Origin of the sequence: Myceligenerans crystallogenes (assembly GCF_039529775.1) — a bacterium.
Classification (GTDB): domain Bacteria; phylum Actinomycetota; class Actinomycetes; order Actinomycetales; family Cellulomonadaceae; genus Myceligenerans; species Myceligenerans crystallogenes.
The window spans coordinates 592,979-609,806 of the sequence record NZ_BAAANL010000001.1 but is presented as its reverse complement, the minus strand read 5'-3'; the positions used below and the strand labels follow the sequence as shown (position 1 = coordinate 609,806).

Genomic DNA, 16,828 nt, shown 5'->3' with positions numbered 1-16,828 from the left:
CGTCCTCCCGGTGCCCGTCAGTTCTGCGGGCTGACCAGCACCGCGACCGTCCGCGCGGGTACGGTCGCCGTCCCCGCGCCCGCGTCCCAGGTGGTGCGCCGGACGACGGCGTCGCCGCCGCCCGCCTGGACCGGCGAGAGCTCGTAGTCACGGCCCGCCAGCTCCGGGAGCCCGATCTCGGCGTCGTCGGGCGACGCGTTGAACACCACCAGGACACCGTCCAGCGCCGGGTCCGCGTCCGTGGATCCCGCCAGGTCGTCGACCGACATCGCGATCACGCCCGGCAGGTCCTCGTGACCGGCGCCCGCCGCCGTCCCGGGGAAGGTGACCTTCTCCTGGATCAGCCCGGCGGAGCCGAGCCGCAGCAGGCTCGTCGAGCCCCGGAGCTCCAGCAGTTCCGTGGCCCGCCCGGACGCCGTCGCGATGTGGGACGACGACGGCGCGAGCGCCGGATCGGCGAGGAGCGGGCCCAGGTACTGCCACTTGTCCTCGTTGTCGGCCGCCATCGGCAGGCCGCGCCCGAAGCCGTTGCTCGCACCGCTCCAGTCGATCTCGTTGAACCAGTCCCCCGAGTCGTACGAGTTCCGGTCCAGCGACTTCGACCGCAGCAGGTCCGTCCCGGCGTGCCAGAACGACGGCGTCTGCGCGAGCGCGGTCGTCGCGAGCGACACGGTGTTCATCCGGACGCGCTCCGCCATCGGCGTGTCCGCCGGGAGCTTCAGCGCGAGCAGGTCGAACAGCGTCTCGTTGTCGTGCGCGTCGACGTAGGTGACGACCTCCTCCGGCGAGTCCGCGTAGCCCGCGGGCGCGCCCCGGTAGTCGATCTCGTCGCCGCGCCGGGTCGCGCCGTCGGACGTCGTGAACTCGTACGCCCGCAGGTTGCCCGCCAGGCCCAGCTTCACCAGGTCCGTCTGGTGCGCGAGCTCCGCGGACTCCGCCGCGTCGCCGTCGTTCACGGAGCCGGCGTCGCCGAGCGATCCCTCGCGGCCGTTCGGGTCGGTGAACAGCCCCGTCCCGAAGCCCTGCCGGAAGATCGAGGACCCGTCCACGGGCGAGCCGCCGTGCACCGCGTCGCGCAGCCGGTCGCTGAACGTGCCGATGCCGGTGCCGCCCAGGTTGCCCTGCGTGGCCTGCTCGAACCGGGCGCCGTTCGCGACCTCGCCGAAGTTCCAGCCCTCGCCGTACAGGTACACGCTCCTGCCGTCGACGCCGTCGTCCTCGAGGGTCAGCTCGTCGAGGGCCGCCCGCACCGCGAGCAGGTTCTCCTTCGAGTGGTGCCCCATGAGGTCGAACCGGAACCCGTCCACCCGGTAGTCCCGCGCCCACGTGACCACGGAGTCCACCATGAGCTTCTGGCCCATCGCGTGCTCGGTGGCGAGGTTCTGGCAGCACGTCGAGGTCTCGACGGCGCCCGACACCGCGTTCTGCCGGTGGTAGTACCCCGGCACGACCTTGTCGAGCACGGACCGGTCCGCCTGGCCCGACGCCGTCGTGTGGTTGAACACCTGGTCGAGGATGACCTGCAGCCCGGCGCCGTGCAGCGCACCGACCATCCCGCGGAACTCCGCCACGCGCGCCCCGCCGTCGGCCCGCCGCGCGTACGAGCCCTCCGGCACCGAGAAGTGCCACGGGTCGTAGCCCCAGTTGAAGCCGTCGTCGGCCTGGATCTCCGCGACCGCGGCCTGCTGCTCCTCGCCGTCCGGCGCGAGGCCGGTCAGGTCGCCGGTGGTGGCCTGGGCGTCGCGGTCCTCGGTGATGGTCGCGATGTCGAACGTCGGCAGCAGGTGCACGCCGGTCATCCCGGCGTCGGCCAGCTCGCGCAGGTGCGTCATGCCGTCGGAGCCGCGCACGCCGAAGGCGCCGTAGGTCCCGCGCAGGGCCTCGGGCACGGTCTCGTCGGAGATCGAGAAGTCCCGCACGTGCAACTCGTACAGCGTCTGGTCGACCGGCCGCTCGACGACCGGCGCCGGCGTCGTCCGCCACGCCTTCGGCGCGTGGCGCCGGTCGTCGAGGGAGACGACGACGGAGTGCGTCGAGTCGAGCGTCAGCCCCACGGAGTACGGGTCGGTGACCACGTTGGTCTCGACCTGCCCCGTGGCCGGGACGTACACCTCGACGGCGTACCGGTACCGCGCGCCGTACCAGGGGTAGTCCTTGCCGTGCTTGCCACCGATGACGACGCGCTTCCCGTCGACGGTCCACGTCCCGTCGGCCTGCCGCTCGGCGGCGACGGCATCCGGCGCCGCCCCGAGGTCCCGGCCCGCGGGCCAGACCTGCAGCGCGACCTTCCGGGCCGTCGGCGCCCACAGCGCGAACGACGCCGTCCTGAGGTTCGACGCCACCGTGACGCCCAGCGTCCGGTCCGCCGCGTCCTGCGCGAACAGGTCGTCCAGCACGCCCGGGAGCTGCACGCCGGTGGTGGCCGTCGGTTCATCGGGCGTCTCGCTCGCGGCGTCGAAGCGGTCCACGCGCAGGGCGCCCTGGAGCGCGGCCGTCGCGGCCGCCCGGTCCATGCCCTCGATCCGCAGCGCGCGGTAGGCGGCCAGGTGCGGGAAGTCCGCGGCGACGTCGTCGGGCAGCTCGCCCGGCGTCATCGTGTACGACGACGCCGCGTCGCCTGCCGCGTCGTCCTCACCGGCGGCTCCCCCGTTCGCGGGTTCCGCGCCGGCTTCCGCTGCCACGGGCTCGCCCGCGACCAGGCGCCAGTCGTCGCCCGTCCCGAACCTCTCGGCGGGCACCAGCACGAGGTTCTCGCGCACCCAGTGCGCGGCCTGCCCGCCCTCGCCGGGCGTGCCCGGCGTGCCCGTCTCGACCGCCGGGACCTTGGTCCCCGGGTCCCAGGTGAACGTGACCGGACCGCCGCCCGTGGAGTAGGCGAGGTTGGCGCCGTCCCGGGCGCCGTCGGCCCCGTAGTTCTCGGCCCACGAGCCGCCGACGGCGACCTTGAACTCGTAGCTGCCCGCCGGGACCTCGAACGTCCCGGCATAGGTGCCGTCCTCCCGGACGGTGAGGCGCGCGGCCTCGCAGTCCGGGGTCCAGTCGCCGGCGCAGCCCATCTCGGAGTTGTGGCTGCCGGGGACCGTGACAAACAGGTCGCCGGGGTCCTCGCCCCCGTCGGGCGCGACGCCGCTCACGTCCACGCCCACCGAACCGAACGAGCTCGCGGCGGCGCGGTCGCCGTCGGCGTCCTGCGTGACGGCGCGGTACTCGATCAGGCTGCCCTCGGGCAGGCCCTCGAGGTCGTGGAAGACGCGCGGCGTGGTGTCCTCGGCGGTGCCGAGGGCGTGCCATTCCTGCGTGCCGACGGCGCGCCAGGCGAAGGACGTCTCGGCCCAGGCGTCGTCGATCCCGGCGGCGACCGGGGCGGTGCCGCTGACGGCGGCGCCGGGCCGCATGGCCTCGCCGGGGACGACGGCGACCGAGCCGTCGGCGTCCGCGGCGACCTTGCGGTCGGCGACCAGGACGACGGCGGAGCGGGCCGGGACCGTGAGGGTGACCTCGCCGTTCGCGTCCGCCGAGACCGGCTGGGCCCCGGCGCCGTCGTCGTACAGCACGCGGTACGACGCGCCCGGCGTCAGCGTCGTGAACGACGCCGTGGACGGCTCGGCCGCGTTGTTCAGCGCGACCAGGTGCTCCACCTGCTCCGTGCGGTCCACGCGGCTGAAGGCGTAGACGCCCGGGCCGTCGGCGGCGAAGCGCTCGATCTGGGCGCCGGTCGCCAGGGCCGGGTGCTGCTCGCGGAGGTCCGCGAGCGCCTTGATGTGCTCGTAGAGGGGCGCGCTCGTGTCGTAGCGGTCCGTGCTGCCGGCCTGCTCGCCGGTGACGAGCTGCTGGTTCGCGTACGCCTCGACCTGCGTGGCGAAGAGGGTCTGGCGGGCGTCCTTGTCGCCGCCCGGGCCCGCGAAGCCCTGCTCGTCGCCGTAGTAGACGACCGGCTGGCCGCGCGTCAGGTACATGAGCTCGTGGGCGAGCTCGTCGCGCTGCAGCGGGTCGTCCGAGTTGGCGAGCAGGTAGCCGACGCGGCCCATGTCGTGGTTGCCGAGGAAGGTCGGCAGGGCGGTCGACGACGAGTGCGGGGTGGTGTAGCGGTCGTCGCTCGCGAACAGGTCGGCGAGGCGCTGCGCGCTGTTGCCGCTCGCGTAGCTGGTGGCCGAGGCCTGGAACGCGAAGTCCAGCACCGAGGACATGTCGGTGCCGCGCACGTACGGCGAGGTCTTGGCGGCGTCGGCCTCGTAGACCTCGCCGAACGTGAAGAACTCGTCCTTGCCCCGGGCGCGGGCGTGGTCCTGGATGGTGGTGCTCCACTCCTGCCAGAACTCGAGGTTGACGTGCTTGACCGTGTCGATGCGGAAGCCGTCGATGCCGAGGTCGACCCAGGACCTGTAGATCTCCTCCATGCCGTTCACGACCGTCGGGTGCTCGGTCATGAGGTCGTCGAGGCCCACGAAGTCGCCGTAGGTGTTCGACTCGCCCGCCCAGGTCGAGTCGCCGCGGTTGTGGTAGAGCGTGGGGTCGTTGAGCCAGGCCGGGGCCTTGACCTCCCTGTCCTGCTCGGCGATCACCGGGGTGTAGGGGAAGCTCGTGGCGGGGTCCAGCTCCGGGAAGGTGCCGGTGCCGGCGTGGTCGGCGGGGTCGAACGCGGTGCCCGCGGCGTCGCGGTAGGGCTCGGTGGCCTTGTCGACGTAGGTGTACTCGCCCTCGGCGTAGTCGATGACGTCGGCCGTGTGGTTGGTGATGATGTCGAAGTAGACCTTCATGCCGCGCGCGTGGGCGTCGTCGATGAGGGCCTTCAGCTCCGCGTTCGTGCCGAGGTGCGGGTCGATCCGCGTGAAGTCGGTGATCCAGTAGCCGTGGTAGCCGGCGCTGGCGTCGGCACCCTCGCCCTGCACGGGGCGGTTGAGGAAGCTGGGGGTGAGCCAGATCGCCGTCGTGCCCATTCCCTCGATGTAGTCGAGCTTGCCGCGCAGGCCGGCGATGTCGCCGCCCTGGTAAAAGCCCTTGTCGGTGGGGTCGAAGCCGGTGGTGAGGCGGTCGCCGGCCAGGCCGCCCTCGTCGTTCGACGGGTCCGCGTTGGCGAAGCGGTCCGTCATGACGAAGTAGAAGCGCTCGTCGGAGCCGGGCTGGCGGACGGGCTCGGCGACGAGGGCACCGTCGGCCTCGGTGTACTCGCCGGCCAGGTCCAGGGGGACCAGGGCCGTGAGGTGGGTGGCGTCGTCGTACGTGAACCGGACCGTGGCCGGGGCCTCGAGGTGGAGCGGCGCGTTGTCCGCGCCGCCCTCGCGGCCGTAGGAATCGTCCCAGGTGCCGTCGAGGGCGACCTTGTACTCGTAGGTGCCGGCCGGGAGCTCGAACTCGGCGGTGAAGGTGCCGTCGCCCGCGGGCGTGAGGCTGCTGGCCGCGCAGGAGGGGTCCCAGTTCTGGGCGCAGCCGACGGCGGTCTGCAGGTTGCCGACGAGGGTGGCGGACCCCGCGGCGGCGTCGGCCGCGACTGCGGTGGCGGCCGTCCCCGCGCTGATCCCGGCCAGGCCGGTGACGGCGATCAGGGAGCCGACGGCGGCCGTCGCCACCGGGCGTCGCAACGCGTTGCGGCCGGGCGTACCGGTCCGGAGCGCCCGGGCCCGGAGCGCGGCCGGGCGGCGGCCGGGCGCGCGAGGTGGGGGTGCGGCTGGCATGGAGACTCCTTCGTCGTCCTGGGTGGGAGTCCACGCGTGACGGCGGTGGACCACGGCGACTGTAACGCTTGCAAAATTTTGCAGCAAGCCCCGATCGTCGCACCGGAGGCCCCTGGTGGATTTTAGTTAATCACCTTCACGTTCCTGGCTGTCAGCGGCCGAAACGCTCATGCTGGACATATGACGGATGTGCGGATCCAGCTTCTCGGACCACTGGTGGTCGACGTGGATGGGCGCAGGATCGACGTCGTCGGACGGCGGCCCCTGGCCGTGCTGGCGGTCCTGGCGCTGTCGGCGGGCGAGACGGTTCCGACCGAGGTGCTCGCCGAACGGGTCTGGGACCCCGACGGACTGCCGGCCAGGCCGCGGTCGGCACTCCAGACGTACGTGGCCCGGCTGCGGGCGGCGCTCGGTGGCGGGGTGATCGAGTCCAGGGCCGGCGGGTACCGCCTGTCGCCGGAGCGGGCCGATGTCGACGCGGTGCGGTTCGGCACGCTCGCGGCCCGCGAGACGGATGCGAGCGCCGCCGATCGGCGCGCCGCGCTCGCCGGGGCGATCGCCCTGTGGCGCGGGGAGCCGTTCCCCGACGGCCGGTCGGAGTGGCTGGCCGGCCCCGCACGGGATCGCCTGACCGGGCAGTACCTCGACGTGCTGGAGGAGGCGGCGGATCTCGATCACGTCGCCGGGCGGCCGGGTGAGCTGCTCGACCGGTTGCGCGAGCAGGGCGAGCGGCATCCGTTCCGCGAGTCCCTGTGGCTGCGGCTCGTGCGGGCGTTGGCCGGCAACGGGCGCCAGGCCGAGGCCGTCGCCGAGTACGAGCGGTTCCGGCGGCGCCTGTCCGAGGATCTGGGCGTCGACCCGGCGCCCGAGCTCCGGGAGCTGCACGCCTCCCTGCTCCGCGGCGACCGGGTGCTCCGGGCGGCCCGCACCGGCCGCGCCCGGGTGATCCCGCGGGAGCTGCCCGCGGACTCCACAGGATTCACCGGCCGCGCGGACCTGCTGCGCACCCTCGACGCGGGGCTGGCCGCCGACGACCGCACGCATCCCGTCGTCACCGTGCTCCACGGGCCGGGCGCCGTGGGCAAGACGGCCGTGGCCGTGCACTGGTCGCACGGTGTCGAGAACGAGTTCCCGGACGGGACCCTCTACGTCAACCTGCGGGGATTCGACCCCGCCGCACGGGTCCGCCCCACCGACGCCCTGGCGCGGCTGCTGGGCTCGCTCGGGGTGCCCGCCCGGGAGATCCCCGGCGATCTCGACGGCGCGGCGGCCCTGTTCCGCAGCGTCCTGCAGGACCGGCGGATCCTGATCCTGCTCGACAACGCGTACGAGGCCGAGCAGGTGCGGCCGCTGCTGCCCGCGAGCGGCGCGCACGTCCTGGTCACGAGCCGGAACCGGATGCGGAGCCTGACCGCGCGGGGCGAGGCGCGGGACCTGGCGGTCCGGCCGCTGGAGGCGTCCGACGGCGTGGCCCTGCTCCGCGCGTGCCTGGACGAGGAGTTCGCCGCGCCCGGGCACGGACCCGCCCTCGCCGCGCTCGCCGGGATCGCCGACGGGTACCCGCTCGCCGTCCGGCTGATCGCCGAGCACGTGCGGGACCAGCGCGACGAGGGCGCGGACTGCGCCACCGCCCTCGCGGCGACCCTGCGGGACCTCGGCGGCGAGGTGCAGCGCCTGGCCCGTCTCGACCTGGACGGCGACCCGCGCACCGACCTGCGGGCCGTCTTCTCCTGGTCGTACGGGTCCCTCGACGCGGACGCGGCGCGGGCGTTCCGGCTGTCCGCGCTGAGTCCCACCTGCTCGTTCGGGGTGCCCGCCGCCGCGTCGCTGGCGGGGACGAGCGAGCGGCAGACCGCGCGCCGGATCGCCCGGCTCACGGACCTGAGCCTCCTCGAGTCCTCGGCGCCGGGCCGCCACGAGATGCACGACCTGGTGCGTGGCTACGGTCGCGAGGCCGTGCGGTCCGGCGACGAGCGAACGGCCGCGCTGCGCCGGCTGACGAGCTGGGCATCGCACGGCGCGCATGCGGCGTCGGTCGCGACGGACCCGACGCTCGTGCTCGACGAGGTCACGACGTCCCCCGAGCCGGGCGTCGTCGTCGAGCGGTTCACCGGCACGGAACCCGCCCGCGAGTGGGTGCTCCTGGAGGGACCCGGGCTGATCCAGGTGGCCGAGTTCGGCCTGGGGCAGGCCGAGCTCCGCGCCGCCGCGGCCGTGCTGGTCGCCCGTCTCTTCCCGTACCTGCTCGACTTCGAGCCGCCGATGACCGGGGCGCGCCTGCAGGCCCGCGCCCTCGACGCGGCCCGGGAGCACGGCCACGACGTCCTGGAGGCCGCGCTCCTGAACGAGCTCGGCAACAGCAGCCTCAGGCTGCAGGCGGTCCGGCAGGCCGAGGCGCACTTCGTCCGCGCGCGGAGCATCTACCTGCGCCTGGGCGTCGACAGCGGCGTCGTCGCGGCGACGCAGAACCTCTCGCACGCGTACCGGCGAGCCGGGCGGAACGACCTCGCCCTGCCCGCCGCCCTCGAGAGCGTCGAGGTGGCGCGAAGGATCGGGTCGGTCCGCGAGGCGCGGTCCTGGTACCACCTGGCGCACGTCCACCTCGGCGTCCGGGACCTCGCCGCGGCCCTGGAGGCGATCGACGCGGCCATCGCCCGCTTCGACGAGCTGGGAGCGGAGAGGGCATCCGGCTTCGCGCGCATCGTCCGGGCGGAGATCCTGACCGGTCTCGGCAGGCTCCACGAGGCCCGGCCGGTCCTCGAGCACGCGCGGGAGCTGGCCGGATCCATCCGGTGGCCGTGGGTCACCGTCGAGATCCTGCGCAGGCTGGGCGACCTGGAACTCGCGGAGGGCCGCACCGAGCAGGCGATCACGACCTGGCGGGAGACCCTGGAGCTGGTCGACAGCGGCGCCGCCATCGACGCCAGGTCGCTCCACCGCCAGGACCTCCTCGACCGCCTCCTGAGAGCCGGTGCCGGCACGATGTCATGAGCCGCAGGCGACGGGCACCACGGAGCGGCCGTCCCGGGGCAGGCTCCCGGTCCGGGCCGGGGTCTCGTCCCGGGGCACGCCTCCGGCCGTCCGGGCCTCCGGGAGCAGGCTCGAGCCGAGCGCCGTGACGCGGTGGATCACGCGCCGCCCGTCCCGGTCCGACGTGATGAGCCCCGCGGCCCGCAGCACCGAGGCGTGCTCCGACGCGGAGGCGGGCGTGATCGCCAGCATCCGCGCCAGGGCGGACGTCGTCGGTGCCGCGGACTGGATCGCGCGGAGCACGGCCGCGCGGGTGCGGCCGAGCAGCGCGCCGAGCGCCTCGCCACGATCCTGCCCCGCGGCGACGTCGTACGCCGCCGGGATGACGAGCGTGCCCCCGTCCGGGCGTCCCGCGCGGAACACGGGACCGCCGGGCAAGAAGTACGCCGGCCGGATCACCAGGCCGCTGCCGCACAGGTCCAGCTGCCGGTCGCCCGGGCAGCCGTGGACGGCCAGGACCGACCTCCCGAGCTCGATCCCGGGATGCAGCGTCGACAGGGTCCGCTCGATCCCGCCCGTCGCCATCTCCCGGGCCCGGAGCGTGAGGTCGCCGGCGACGGCCCGGCACACCCTGTCCCAGAGGGGCGCCACGACGTGCCGGTGGTACGCCACCATGCTGCGCCGCAACAGCTCCGACGCCTGGGGCGATCCGCCCGCGAGGTCCTCCACCCAGCGCGCGATGCCGGGCGGCACGGTCAGTTCGCCCAGGTCCGCCTTCAGGCGGTGGGTCGGGGTGGCGAGCACCTCGTCGACACCGTCGTCGAACGACGCCGAGCCGGCGTCCGGCGTCAGGAACTCGGGGCCGACGCCGTTGCGCGGCGTGAGCAGCAGGTACGGCAGCGCCTCACGTGGCATCGTGCGCACGACGTCGGAGCGCCACCGCAGGAACCGGTGCGGGGTGCCGGTGCGCATCAGGAGCTGGGCACTGAGCCGCATCTCCCACAGAGGATCGGGAGCCTGCGCCAACCGGACTCGCCCGAGATCATCCGCGGAGAAGCGGATCCGCAACATCGATGCCTCCTCGTCTCGTGGACACGCCGCAGCACTCCGCGGGCTGGGACCAGTCCAGCGGACAACGGTTTCAGAATCCCTTCAGCCCTTCACCCGGCGATGTGCTGCCTCGCCTCCTCGTAGCCGCCGGTGCGCTGCTCGGTGTCCGGGACGTAGGTGAGGTGGAGCATGCCCGTGGGGAACGCCTCGTGGTGCGTGAGCCGGAGGGGCGTCCGCGGGCCGTCCTCGGGGAACAGCCTGGCCAGGCCGTTGCCGGCGAGGATCGGGTGCACGAAGAGGTGGAGCTCGTCGAGCAGGCCGTGCTCGACGAGCTGGCGCACCACGGACGGCGAGCCCGAGAGGAAGATGTCGCCCGGCTCGTCCTTGATCCGGGTCACGGCCTCGACGAAGTCCCCCTCGAGCTGCTCGGAGTTGCGCCACGTGAGGTCGAGCTTCTGGCTCGACAGCACGTACTTGCGCTTGTCGCCCAGATCCTTGGCCATCTGGGCGTCCTCCTCGCCGGCCAGCTCCCGCTCGGGCCAGGCCCCGGCGAAGCTGTCGTAGGTGACCCGGCCGAACAGCATGCGGGGCGCGGCGTGCGTCCTGGTGACGGCCTCACCGAGCTTCTCGTCGAAGTACGGGAAGTGCCATTCGCCCTCGCCCACCTCGACGACGCCGTCGAGCGAGATGAACATGCTGGAAGAGATCTTGGCCATGGGACGAGTCCTCCTGGATCCGGGCCCCGGCCGCTCCGGGGTCGCTGCTGCCGGTACCGACGATGCCGGTCCGGCGAACTCATCGCACGCCGAGGGGCCGGGGCCGGGCCGCCCGGTTGCCGGGCTCCTTTCGCCGGAGGCGCGGGGGTGGAGCCGGGCGGCCCGCCCGGCTCCCGCGGCCTCAGGCGAGGTGGTCGGTGCGGAAGGAGAAGCGGGACACCTCGTCCGCCCAGCCGCGGTACGGGCCCACCGTGAGCGGGGCGCCCGCCTCGGCGGCCTGTGCGACGACGGCGCGGGTGCGGCGCCAGGCGAGGCACTCCCCGCAGGGCTCGTGGCCCGCGACGGCGTGCTGGCCGGACAGCGAGGCGACGACGTCGGCGAGGGCGGCGTCGTCGGCGACGTCGTCCAGCTGACGGAGGACCTGCGCGGCCTGCGCCGGGACGCCGACGAGGAGCGCGAGCAGCACCGCCACCGGGCGGTGCTCGCCGGTGCGGTCGGTGAACCGGGCGTGGCCCGGCAGGTGGGTGCCCATCCGGACCAGCCGGTAGAGCACCAGGAACTTCTTCACGGCGCGGGGGTGCGGGAGCACGCCGGAGACGGCGGCCAGGGTCCGGATCTCGTGCGGGGTGAACGGGGCGGTCTCGCCCAGGAACCGCTGCGGTTCGCCCAGGACGGCCGCCGGGCCCGGGTCGGCGACCGGGACCCGGGAGAGCCCTGCGGCGGTGAGCTCGATGCGCGGGGGCAGGAGGTCCTGGTCGGCCGCCGTGGCGAGCAGGTAGCGCCCGCCGTCGGACCGGACGGTCTGCGGGAGGGCGAACGGGATCTGGAAGGCCGCGTCGAGGTAGGCGACGGCGTCGTCGACGTATCCCTCGAGGTGGGAGCCCTCGGTGCCGGTCCTGTCGCCCGCGACCTCCACCGACCGGCGGAGCCAGCGCGGGTCCGCCGCGATCACCACCACGAACAGGCTCGTGTACTGGAGCATCGCCAGGGCGTGCAGCACCTCGACGACGCGTTCCGGGGGGCAGCGGTCCAGGTCGTCGACGAGCAGGACGACGCGGTCCGTGCCGCCGCCGTCCGCCTGGGCCCGGCGCCGCCAGTAGTCCTCCGCCGCGGCCACCTGCTCGGCGAAGTCGCCCAGCTCGTTGCCCAGGTGCCCGACGAACCCGCGGGCGGCCTCCAGGCGGGCGCGGCGGTCGCCGTCGTGCACCAGGTCGGCGATGCCGCGGGTGGCGTCCTCCGCGTCGATCTCGGCGATGCGCGCCTCGGCCTTGTCCCGCTCCTGGTCGATCGTCGCGGCGATGAGCCCGGCGAGCGATCCGGCGCCGTCCTCGTCCGTGCCGGCGGCCCTCCTGACCCGCATCCGGTACACCGCGACCAGGGCCGCGACCAGGGCCGCCACACCGGACGACGCCAGCGCGCCGTTGACCCAGGCCTCGGCGCCCGACAGCCATCCGTTCAGCTCCTTGTCGATCAGCGGCAGCACGAACGGGCCGAGGACCAGCGCGAGCGCCACCACGAGCAGGACCGTCAGCACGGCCGCCGTGCGCCAGCTGCCCTGCACGAGCGCCCACGGGACGAGGGCGACCAGCTTGAGCCGGCGCCACAGCGCCGACCACGGCCCGGGGGCGGGCCGGGCGGCCTCGTGCTCGAGCCGTTCCTCGCGTTCGTCGAGGCGCTCGATCCAGCCGACGGCGGCCGCCCGGCGCCGCGCGGCACGGCGCCGGGCACCGTCCCGGCGGACGTCCCGCGCGTCGTGGTCGTGCTCCCCGAAGGCCTCGACCACGCGGCCGAAGATCCCCACCAGGACGGACCGGTCGCTGCGGTGCCAGGCGTTGAACCGGACCACCGAGAGCCGGTCGACGACCTGCGCGTCCCCGCTCGTGGTGAGGCCCTCGATCGCGTCGCCGAGCAGCCGCAGGAAGGCCGACTTCCCGCCGCCCCATTCGGCCAGCAGCGCGACGGCGAGCGGCGGGGCCGTCGCCCGGGCCGCGATCAGCCGGGCGAGCGCGTTCGCATGCGATCGAAAGGCCAGGTGGTCGCGCTCTTCGGTGTTCACTTGATCCCCCGGGTCGGATGGTCGTGGGGATGCTACCGCGACCGGGACGTACCGGGAGCGAAACGGCTGCCGGGACCCGGGCGCGTCACGGGGTGAGCGGCAGCTTGAAGCCCTCGTGGGACCGGGCGTACCCGAGCGACAGGTAGAAGCGGTGGGCGTCCGGGCGCTGCTTGTCGCTGGTGAGCTGGGCGAGCGTGCAGCCGCGGGCACGGCCGCGTGCGTGCGCGTGTTCCATCAGGGCACGGCCGACGCCCGCCCCTCGGAGCTCCCTGTCGACGCGGACCGCCTCCACGAGGAGCCGGCTCGCCCCGTTGCGCGAGATCCCGGGGAGGTAGGTCAGCTGCATGCAGCCGATCACCGCACCGTCCCGTTCGGCGACCACGAGGTCGTTGTCCGGGCTCGCCTGGATGGCCTCGAACCCGCGCAGGTGCGCCTCGCCGAAGGCCCCGGTCCGCGCTGCCGCCACGGCGTCGTCGGCGATGAGCTCGACGATCCGTGGCAGGTCGTCACGAACGGCGTCCCGGAAGGTGATGTCCATGGCGCCACGGTATCCGGGCGCGCACGTGCGAGGCGTCGCCGGGCGGGATGCCGGTCGTGCGCAACCCCGGTCGCACGAACGACATCCCGCCCGGCGGCGCGTCAGCCCGCCAGGTGGCTCCAGCGGGGGGCCAGGTCCCGCCAGGGGCCCGTCGCCGCGATCCGGCCCTCGTCGAGGACGACGACGCGGTCGGCGCGGGCCAGGGCGGCTCGCTTCGACGTGGCGCCGATGACCGTGGTGCCGCGCTCGCGCAGGGCCTCCCAGAGCTCGATCTCGGTGGCGGCGTCCAGGGCCGACGAGACGTCGTCGGCCAGGAGCAGCTCGGCGTCGGCCGCGAGGGCCCGGGCCAGGGCCAGGCGCTGGACCTGGCCGCCGGACAGGCGGACGCCGCGATGGCCGACCAGCGAGTGCGGGCCGCCGGCGTCGGCGATGTCCGGGGCGAGGCGGGCCGCCTCGACCGGGCCGTCGAGCTCGCGGTCGTGGTCCAGGCGCACGTTGTCCGCGAAGGTCCCGGACAGCACGCGCGGGATCTGGGCGACGTACGCGACCTGGCCCGGGCGCAGGAAGAGCTGCGCGTCGGTGACCTCGGTCTCGTTCCACCGGATCTCGCCCGTGTGCTCCATGAGCCCGGCCAGCGAGGACAGGAGGCTCGACTTGCCCGAGCCCACCTGGCCGAGGAGCAGCACGAGCTCGCCGCGCCGCACCGTGAGGTCCACGTCCGAGACGCCGATCGTGCCGTCGTCGTGCACGGCGGTGAGGCCGCGCAGCTCGAGGTGGTCGAGCGGTTCCCGGGGGCCGGGCTCCGGCGCCGGCGCCGCGCCGGTGTGCAGGTCGACGCCGTCGGTCCGGTTCACGAGGTCGACGCCGCCGGCGAACCGGCTGGTCGCCTTCTGCCAGTTCCGGGTGCCCGGTGCCTCGGTGACGACCATGCCCGCGACCATGCCGAACCAGCCGAACCCGGCGACCGCCCCGGCCACCATCAGGGTGGTCGCCAGGTCCCACGTGCCCTGCAGCAGCAGGATCCAGGCCACCACGACCCCGGCCTGCAGCACCACGCCCGGCACGCCCTCCAGCACGGTGTAGACCCGGTGCTCGAAGATCGCCGCCCGCACCCGTCCGCCGTCCACCTGGCGCAGGTGCTCGTGCACCTCCGACGTGCGCGCGGCGAGCTTGACGGTCCGCGCGGAGTCCAGCGCCGAGACGAGCGCCCGCCCGAACCGGGCGCGCGCGGCCGACGACTTCGTCGCCGACCGCCCCGCGATGGGCCGGCCGATCGTGGCGGCCAGCGCCGAGATCGCCATGACGCTGAACAGCACCCCGCCCACCAGCCACGACCGGGAGACCAGCGCGGCGACGGCGGTCACGATCAGGCTGTTGCCGAAGTCGATCCAGCGGTCGGTGTAGTTCACGAACCGGTCCGCGTCCATCGCGCGCGCCACGATCTCGCCGGGCGGCGTCGCGGGCAGCCGACGCTGGGCGGTCTGCCCCGCCATCACCGACATGCGGATCCGCAGCAGGAGCTCGATCCACCACTTCGGGTAGATGTAGATCGCGTGCGCGAGCAGGATCGGCGAGGCGACCAGCAGGATCGGCAACCCGATGAACTCGGCGACCGGGATGCCGGCGCCCGAGCTGACGTCGCCCACGATGCGGCCCCACAGGAACGTGGTGAGCACACCCGCGGCGTTGACCATGCTGAACAGCAGGAAGAGGATCACCCCGAAGAAGCCCCACTGCGGCCGCACGAAGACGGCGTGCAGCACGCTGCGCGCCAGGCTCGGCCCGTGGCCCGGGTCCTCGATCTCGGGCGGCGTCCCGCGCCGCCGTCTGGTTCCCACGCTGTCGGCCGGCGACGGTGCGCCGGCCTCCGGCTCGGCGCCCGGCGCCCGGGACGCGATGCTGCCGGCTGGCGAGACCGCGCCCCGGTGCGGGGTGCCGATCTCAGCCGCGGCGGACCGAGCCGTGGCACCCGGTGCGGCGGCGTCGTCCGGCCCCTCGCCCTCGGGGCCTTCCTCGAGCAGCCCGTCGTCGGCGGCGTGCGAGGCGCTGGCGGCGAGCAGGTCCCGGAACGGACCGGGAGCGGTCGCCAGCTCGGCCCGCGGGCCGTTCTGCACCACCCGGCCGTGATCCAGCACGGCCACGTGCCCGGCCCGCTCGATCGTGCTGAGGCGGTGCGCGATGAGCACGCCCGTGCGGCCGGTGAGCAGCCTGTCCGACGCCGCGACGACCCGCGCCTCGGTCAGCGGGTCCATGCGCGCCGTCGCCTCGTCGAGCACCACGACCTGCACGTGCCGCACCAGCAGCCGCGCGAACGCGACGAGCTGCTCCTCGCCCGCCGACAGCCGGGTCCCGCCCGGGCCCAGCAGCGTGTCCAGCCCGTCCGGGAGCCCGTCGGCCCAGTCGGTGAGCCCCAGCTCGGCGACGGCGGCCTCGATCTGGTCCCGGGGGACGTCGGCGAACAGCGTGATGTTCTCCGCGAGCGTCCCCGCCAGGATCTCGGTGCGCTGGGTCACGACGCCGACGGCGCCGCGCAGCTCCTGGAGGTCGAGGTCCCGCACGTCGGCGCCGCCGAGGAACACCGATCCCCGCGGCGGCTCGACGGCCCGCGACAGCAGCGACGCCAGCGTCGACTTCCCCGACCCCGTCCGCCCGACCAGCGCCACGGTCTCGCCCGCGGGGACGGTCAGGCTCACGCCCCGCAGCGCGAACGTGCCCTCGGCGTACGCGAAGTCCAGGTCCCTCAGCTCCAGGTCGAGCGGCGGCTCCGGCACGGGCTCGCCGCCCGCCGGCTCGGGCTCGACGGACAGCATCCCCCGGATCCGCTGCAGCGCGCCGAGGCCCTCCTGGATGTCCGGCAGGTGGTGGATCAGCTGGTCGGTCTGCCCGACGAAGCCGGCCGTGACCAGGAACAGCGTGACGAGCTGGGCCACGGGCAGGTCCCCGTTCGCGGCCATGGCCACGCCGACCATCGCGACGCCGGCGAGCAGGGCGTGCAGCAGGATCCCGGCCCGCCGCAGCATCGTCGACTCGACCCGCACGACGTCGCCCAGCCGCTTGTGCACCTCGGCCGACAACCCGGCCAGCCGCCGGATCGCGAAGGCCCGTCCCAGGCTCGTCCGCAGGTCGTCGCGCGCCGCGACGGCCTCCTCGAAGGCGGCGGCGTGATCCGTCCACGCCGCCTCCTCCACGACCTTGAGCCGGACGATCTGCCCCAGCAGCCCGCGGATCAGCAGCACGGTCGTGGCGATGATCACCGGGAAGAGGAGCCAGGCGAGCCACCACTGGAGCCCGGCGATGACCCACATCGGCACGCATCCCACGACGGACCGCGCCGCGCCCCACAGCTGCCGGCGCACCAGCTCGCCCGCGGCGTGGGTGTCGTCGTCGACGCGGTCCAGGATCTCCCCGACCGCCTGCTCGTTGAGCACGCCCAGCGGCTGGTACATCGCGGCGCGGAGCAGGTCGTGCCGGAGCTTCCCGCCGGCCCGGTCGCTCACCCCTGCCCACGCCACCTGCCCGGCGCTGTCGAGGATCGCCCCGCCCACCAGGCACAGCGCGAGCGCCACGACCCCGGTCACGGTCGCGTTCTCCGCGAGCCGCCCCGCGATCACGGACCCGAACGCCTGCGCGGTCACCGCCACGACCAGCGCGGTCAGCGCGGCGGCGGTCACCGGCCCGCGCAGCCGCCGCCAGTCCAGCCGCCGCGAGGGGTCGTCGGCGACGCGCGCGGCTCGCGTCGAGGTCGCGCGTTGCGGGGGTGAAAGTGTCTCGACCATCACCCCTCACGCTACGTGGCCCCACTGACATTCCTCGCCTCTTTTTCCGC

7 protein-coding genes are annotated in these 16,828 nt (G+C 74.4%); 1 reads left to right on the top strand and 6 read right to left on the bottom strand.

The window, feature by feature from the left end:
• Positions 1-17 precede the first annotated feature (17 nt).
• The gene (pulA, locus tag ABD208_RS02480) at positions 18-5,672 is read right to left on the bottom strand and encodes a pullulanase-type alpha-1,6-glucosidase (RefSeq protein ID WP_344099142.1); all 5,655 of its coding nucleotides are present in this window, start codon (positions 5,670-5,672) and stop codon (positions 18-20) included.
• A 180-nt stretch (positions 5,673-5,852) separates the two neighbouring features.
• Between pulA and ABD208_RS02475 the strand changes: the two genes are divergently transcribed.
• Positions 5,853-8,663 (top strand): AfsR/SARP family transcriptional regulator, encoded by a 2,811-nt coding sequence (locus tag ABD208_RS02475; protein WP_344099140.1) that lies wholly within the window; start codon positions 5,853-5,855, stop codon positions 8,661-8,663.
• Here the strand turns inward: ABD208_RS02475 and ABD208_RS02470 are convergent.
• The 5 genes from ABD208_RS02470 to ABD208_RS02450 form a co-directional block, all read right to left on the bottom strand.
• On the bottom strand, positions 8,658-9,638 hold the full coding sequence (locus ABD208_RS02470; protein WP_344099138.1) for an ArsR/SmtB family transcription factor: 981 nt from the start codon (positions 9,636-9,638) through the stop codon (positions 8,658-8,660). The two genes, ABD208_RS02475 and ABD208_RS02470, sit on opposite strands and share 6 nt — an antisense overlap.
• 164 nt (positions 9,639-9,802) lie before the next feature.
• On the bottom strand, positions 9,803-10,408 hold the full coding sequence (locus tag ABD208_RS02465; protein WP_344099136.1) for a dihydrofolate reductase family protein: 606 nt from the start codon (positions 10,406-10,408) through the stop codon (positions 9,803-9,805).
• Between the two features lie 181 nt (positions 10,409-10,589).
• Positions 10,590-12,464 carry a P-loop NTPase fold protein gene (locus tag ABD208_RS02460; RefSeq protein WP_344099134.1) on the bottom strand — a complete coding sequence of 625 codons (1,875 nt, stop codon included), beginning with the start codon at positions 12,462-12,464 and terminating at the stop codon, positions 10,590-10,592.
• 85 nt (positions 12,465-12,549) lie between these two features.
• The gene (locus ABD208_RS02455; protein ID WP_344099132.1) at positions 12,550-13,002 is read right to left on the bottom strand and encodes a GNAT family N-acetyltransferase; all 453 of its coding nucleotides are present in this window, start codon (positions 13,000-13,002) and stop codon (positions 12,550-12,552) included.
• Positions 13,003-13,103: 101 nt separating this feature from the next.
• A complete protein-coding gene (locus tag ABD208_RS02450) occupies positions 13,104-16,778 on the bottom strand; it encodes an ATP-binding cassette domain-containing protein (protein WP_344099130.1) in 3,675 nt (1,224 codons plus the stop codon).
• Positions 16,779-16,828 lie beyond the last annotated feature (50 nt).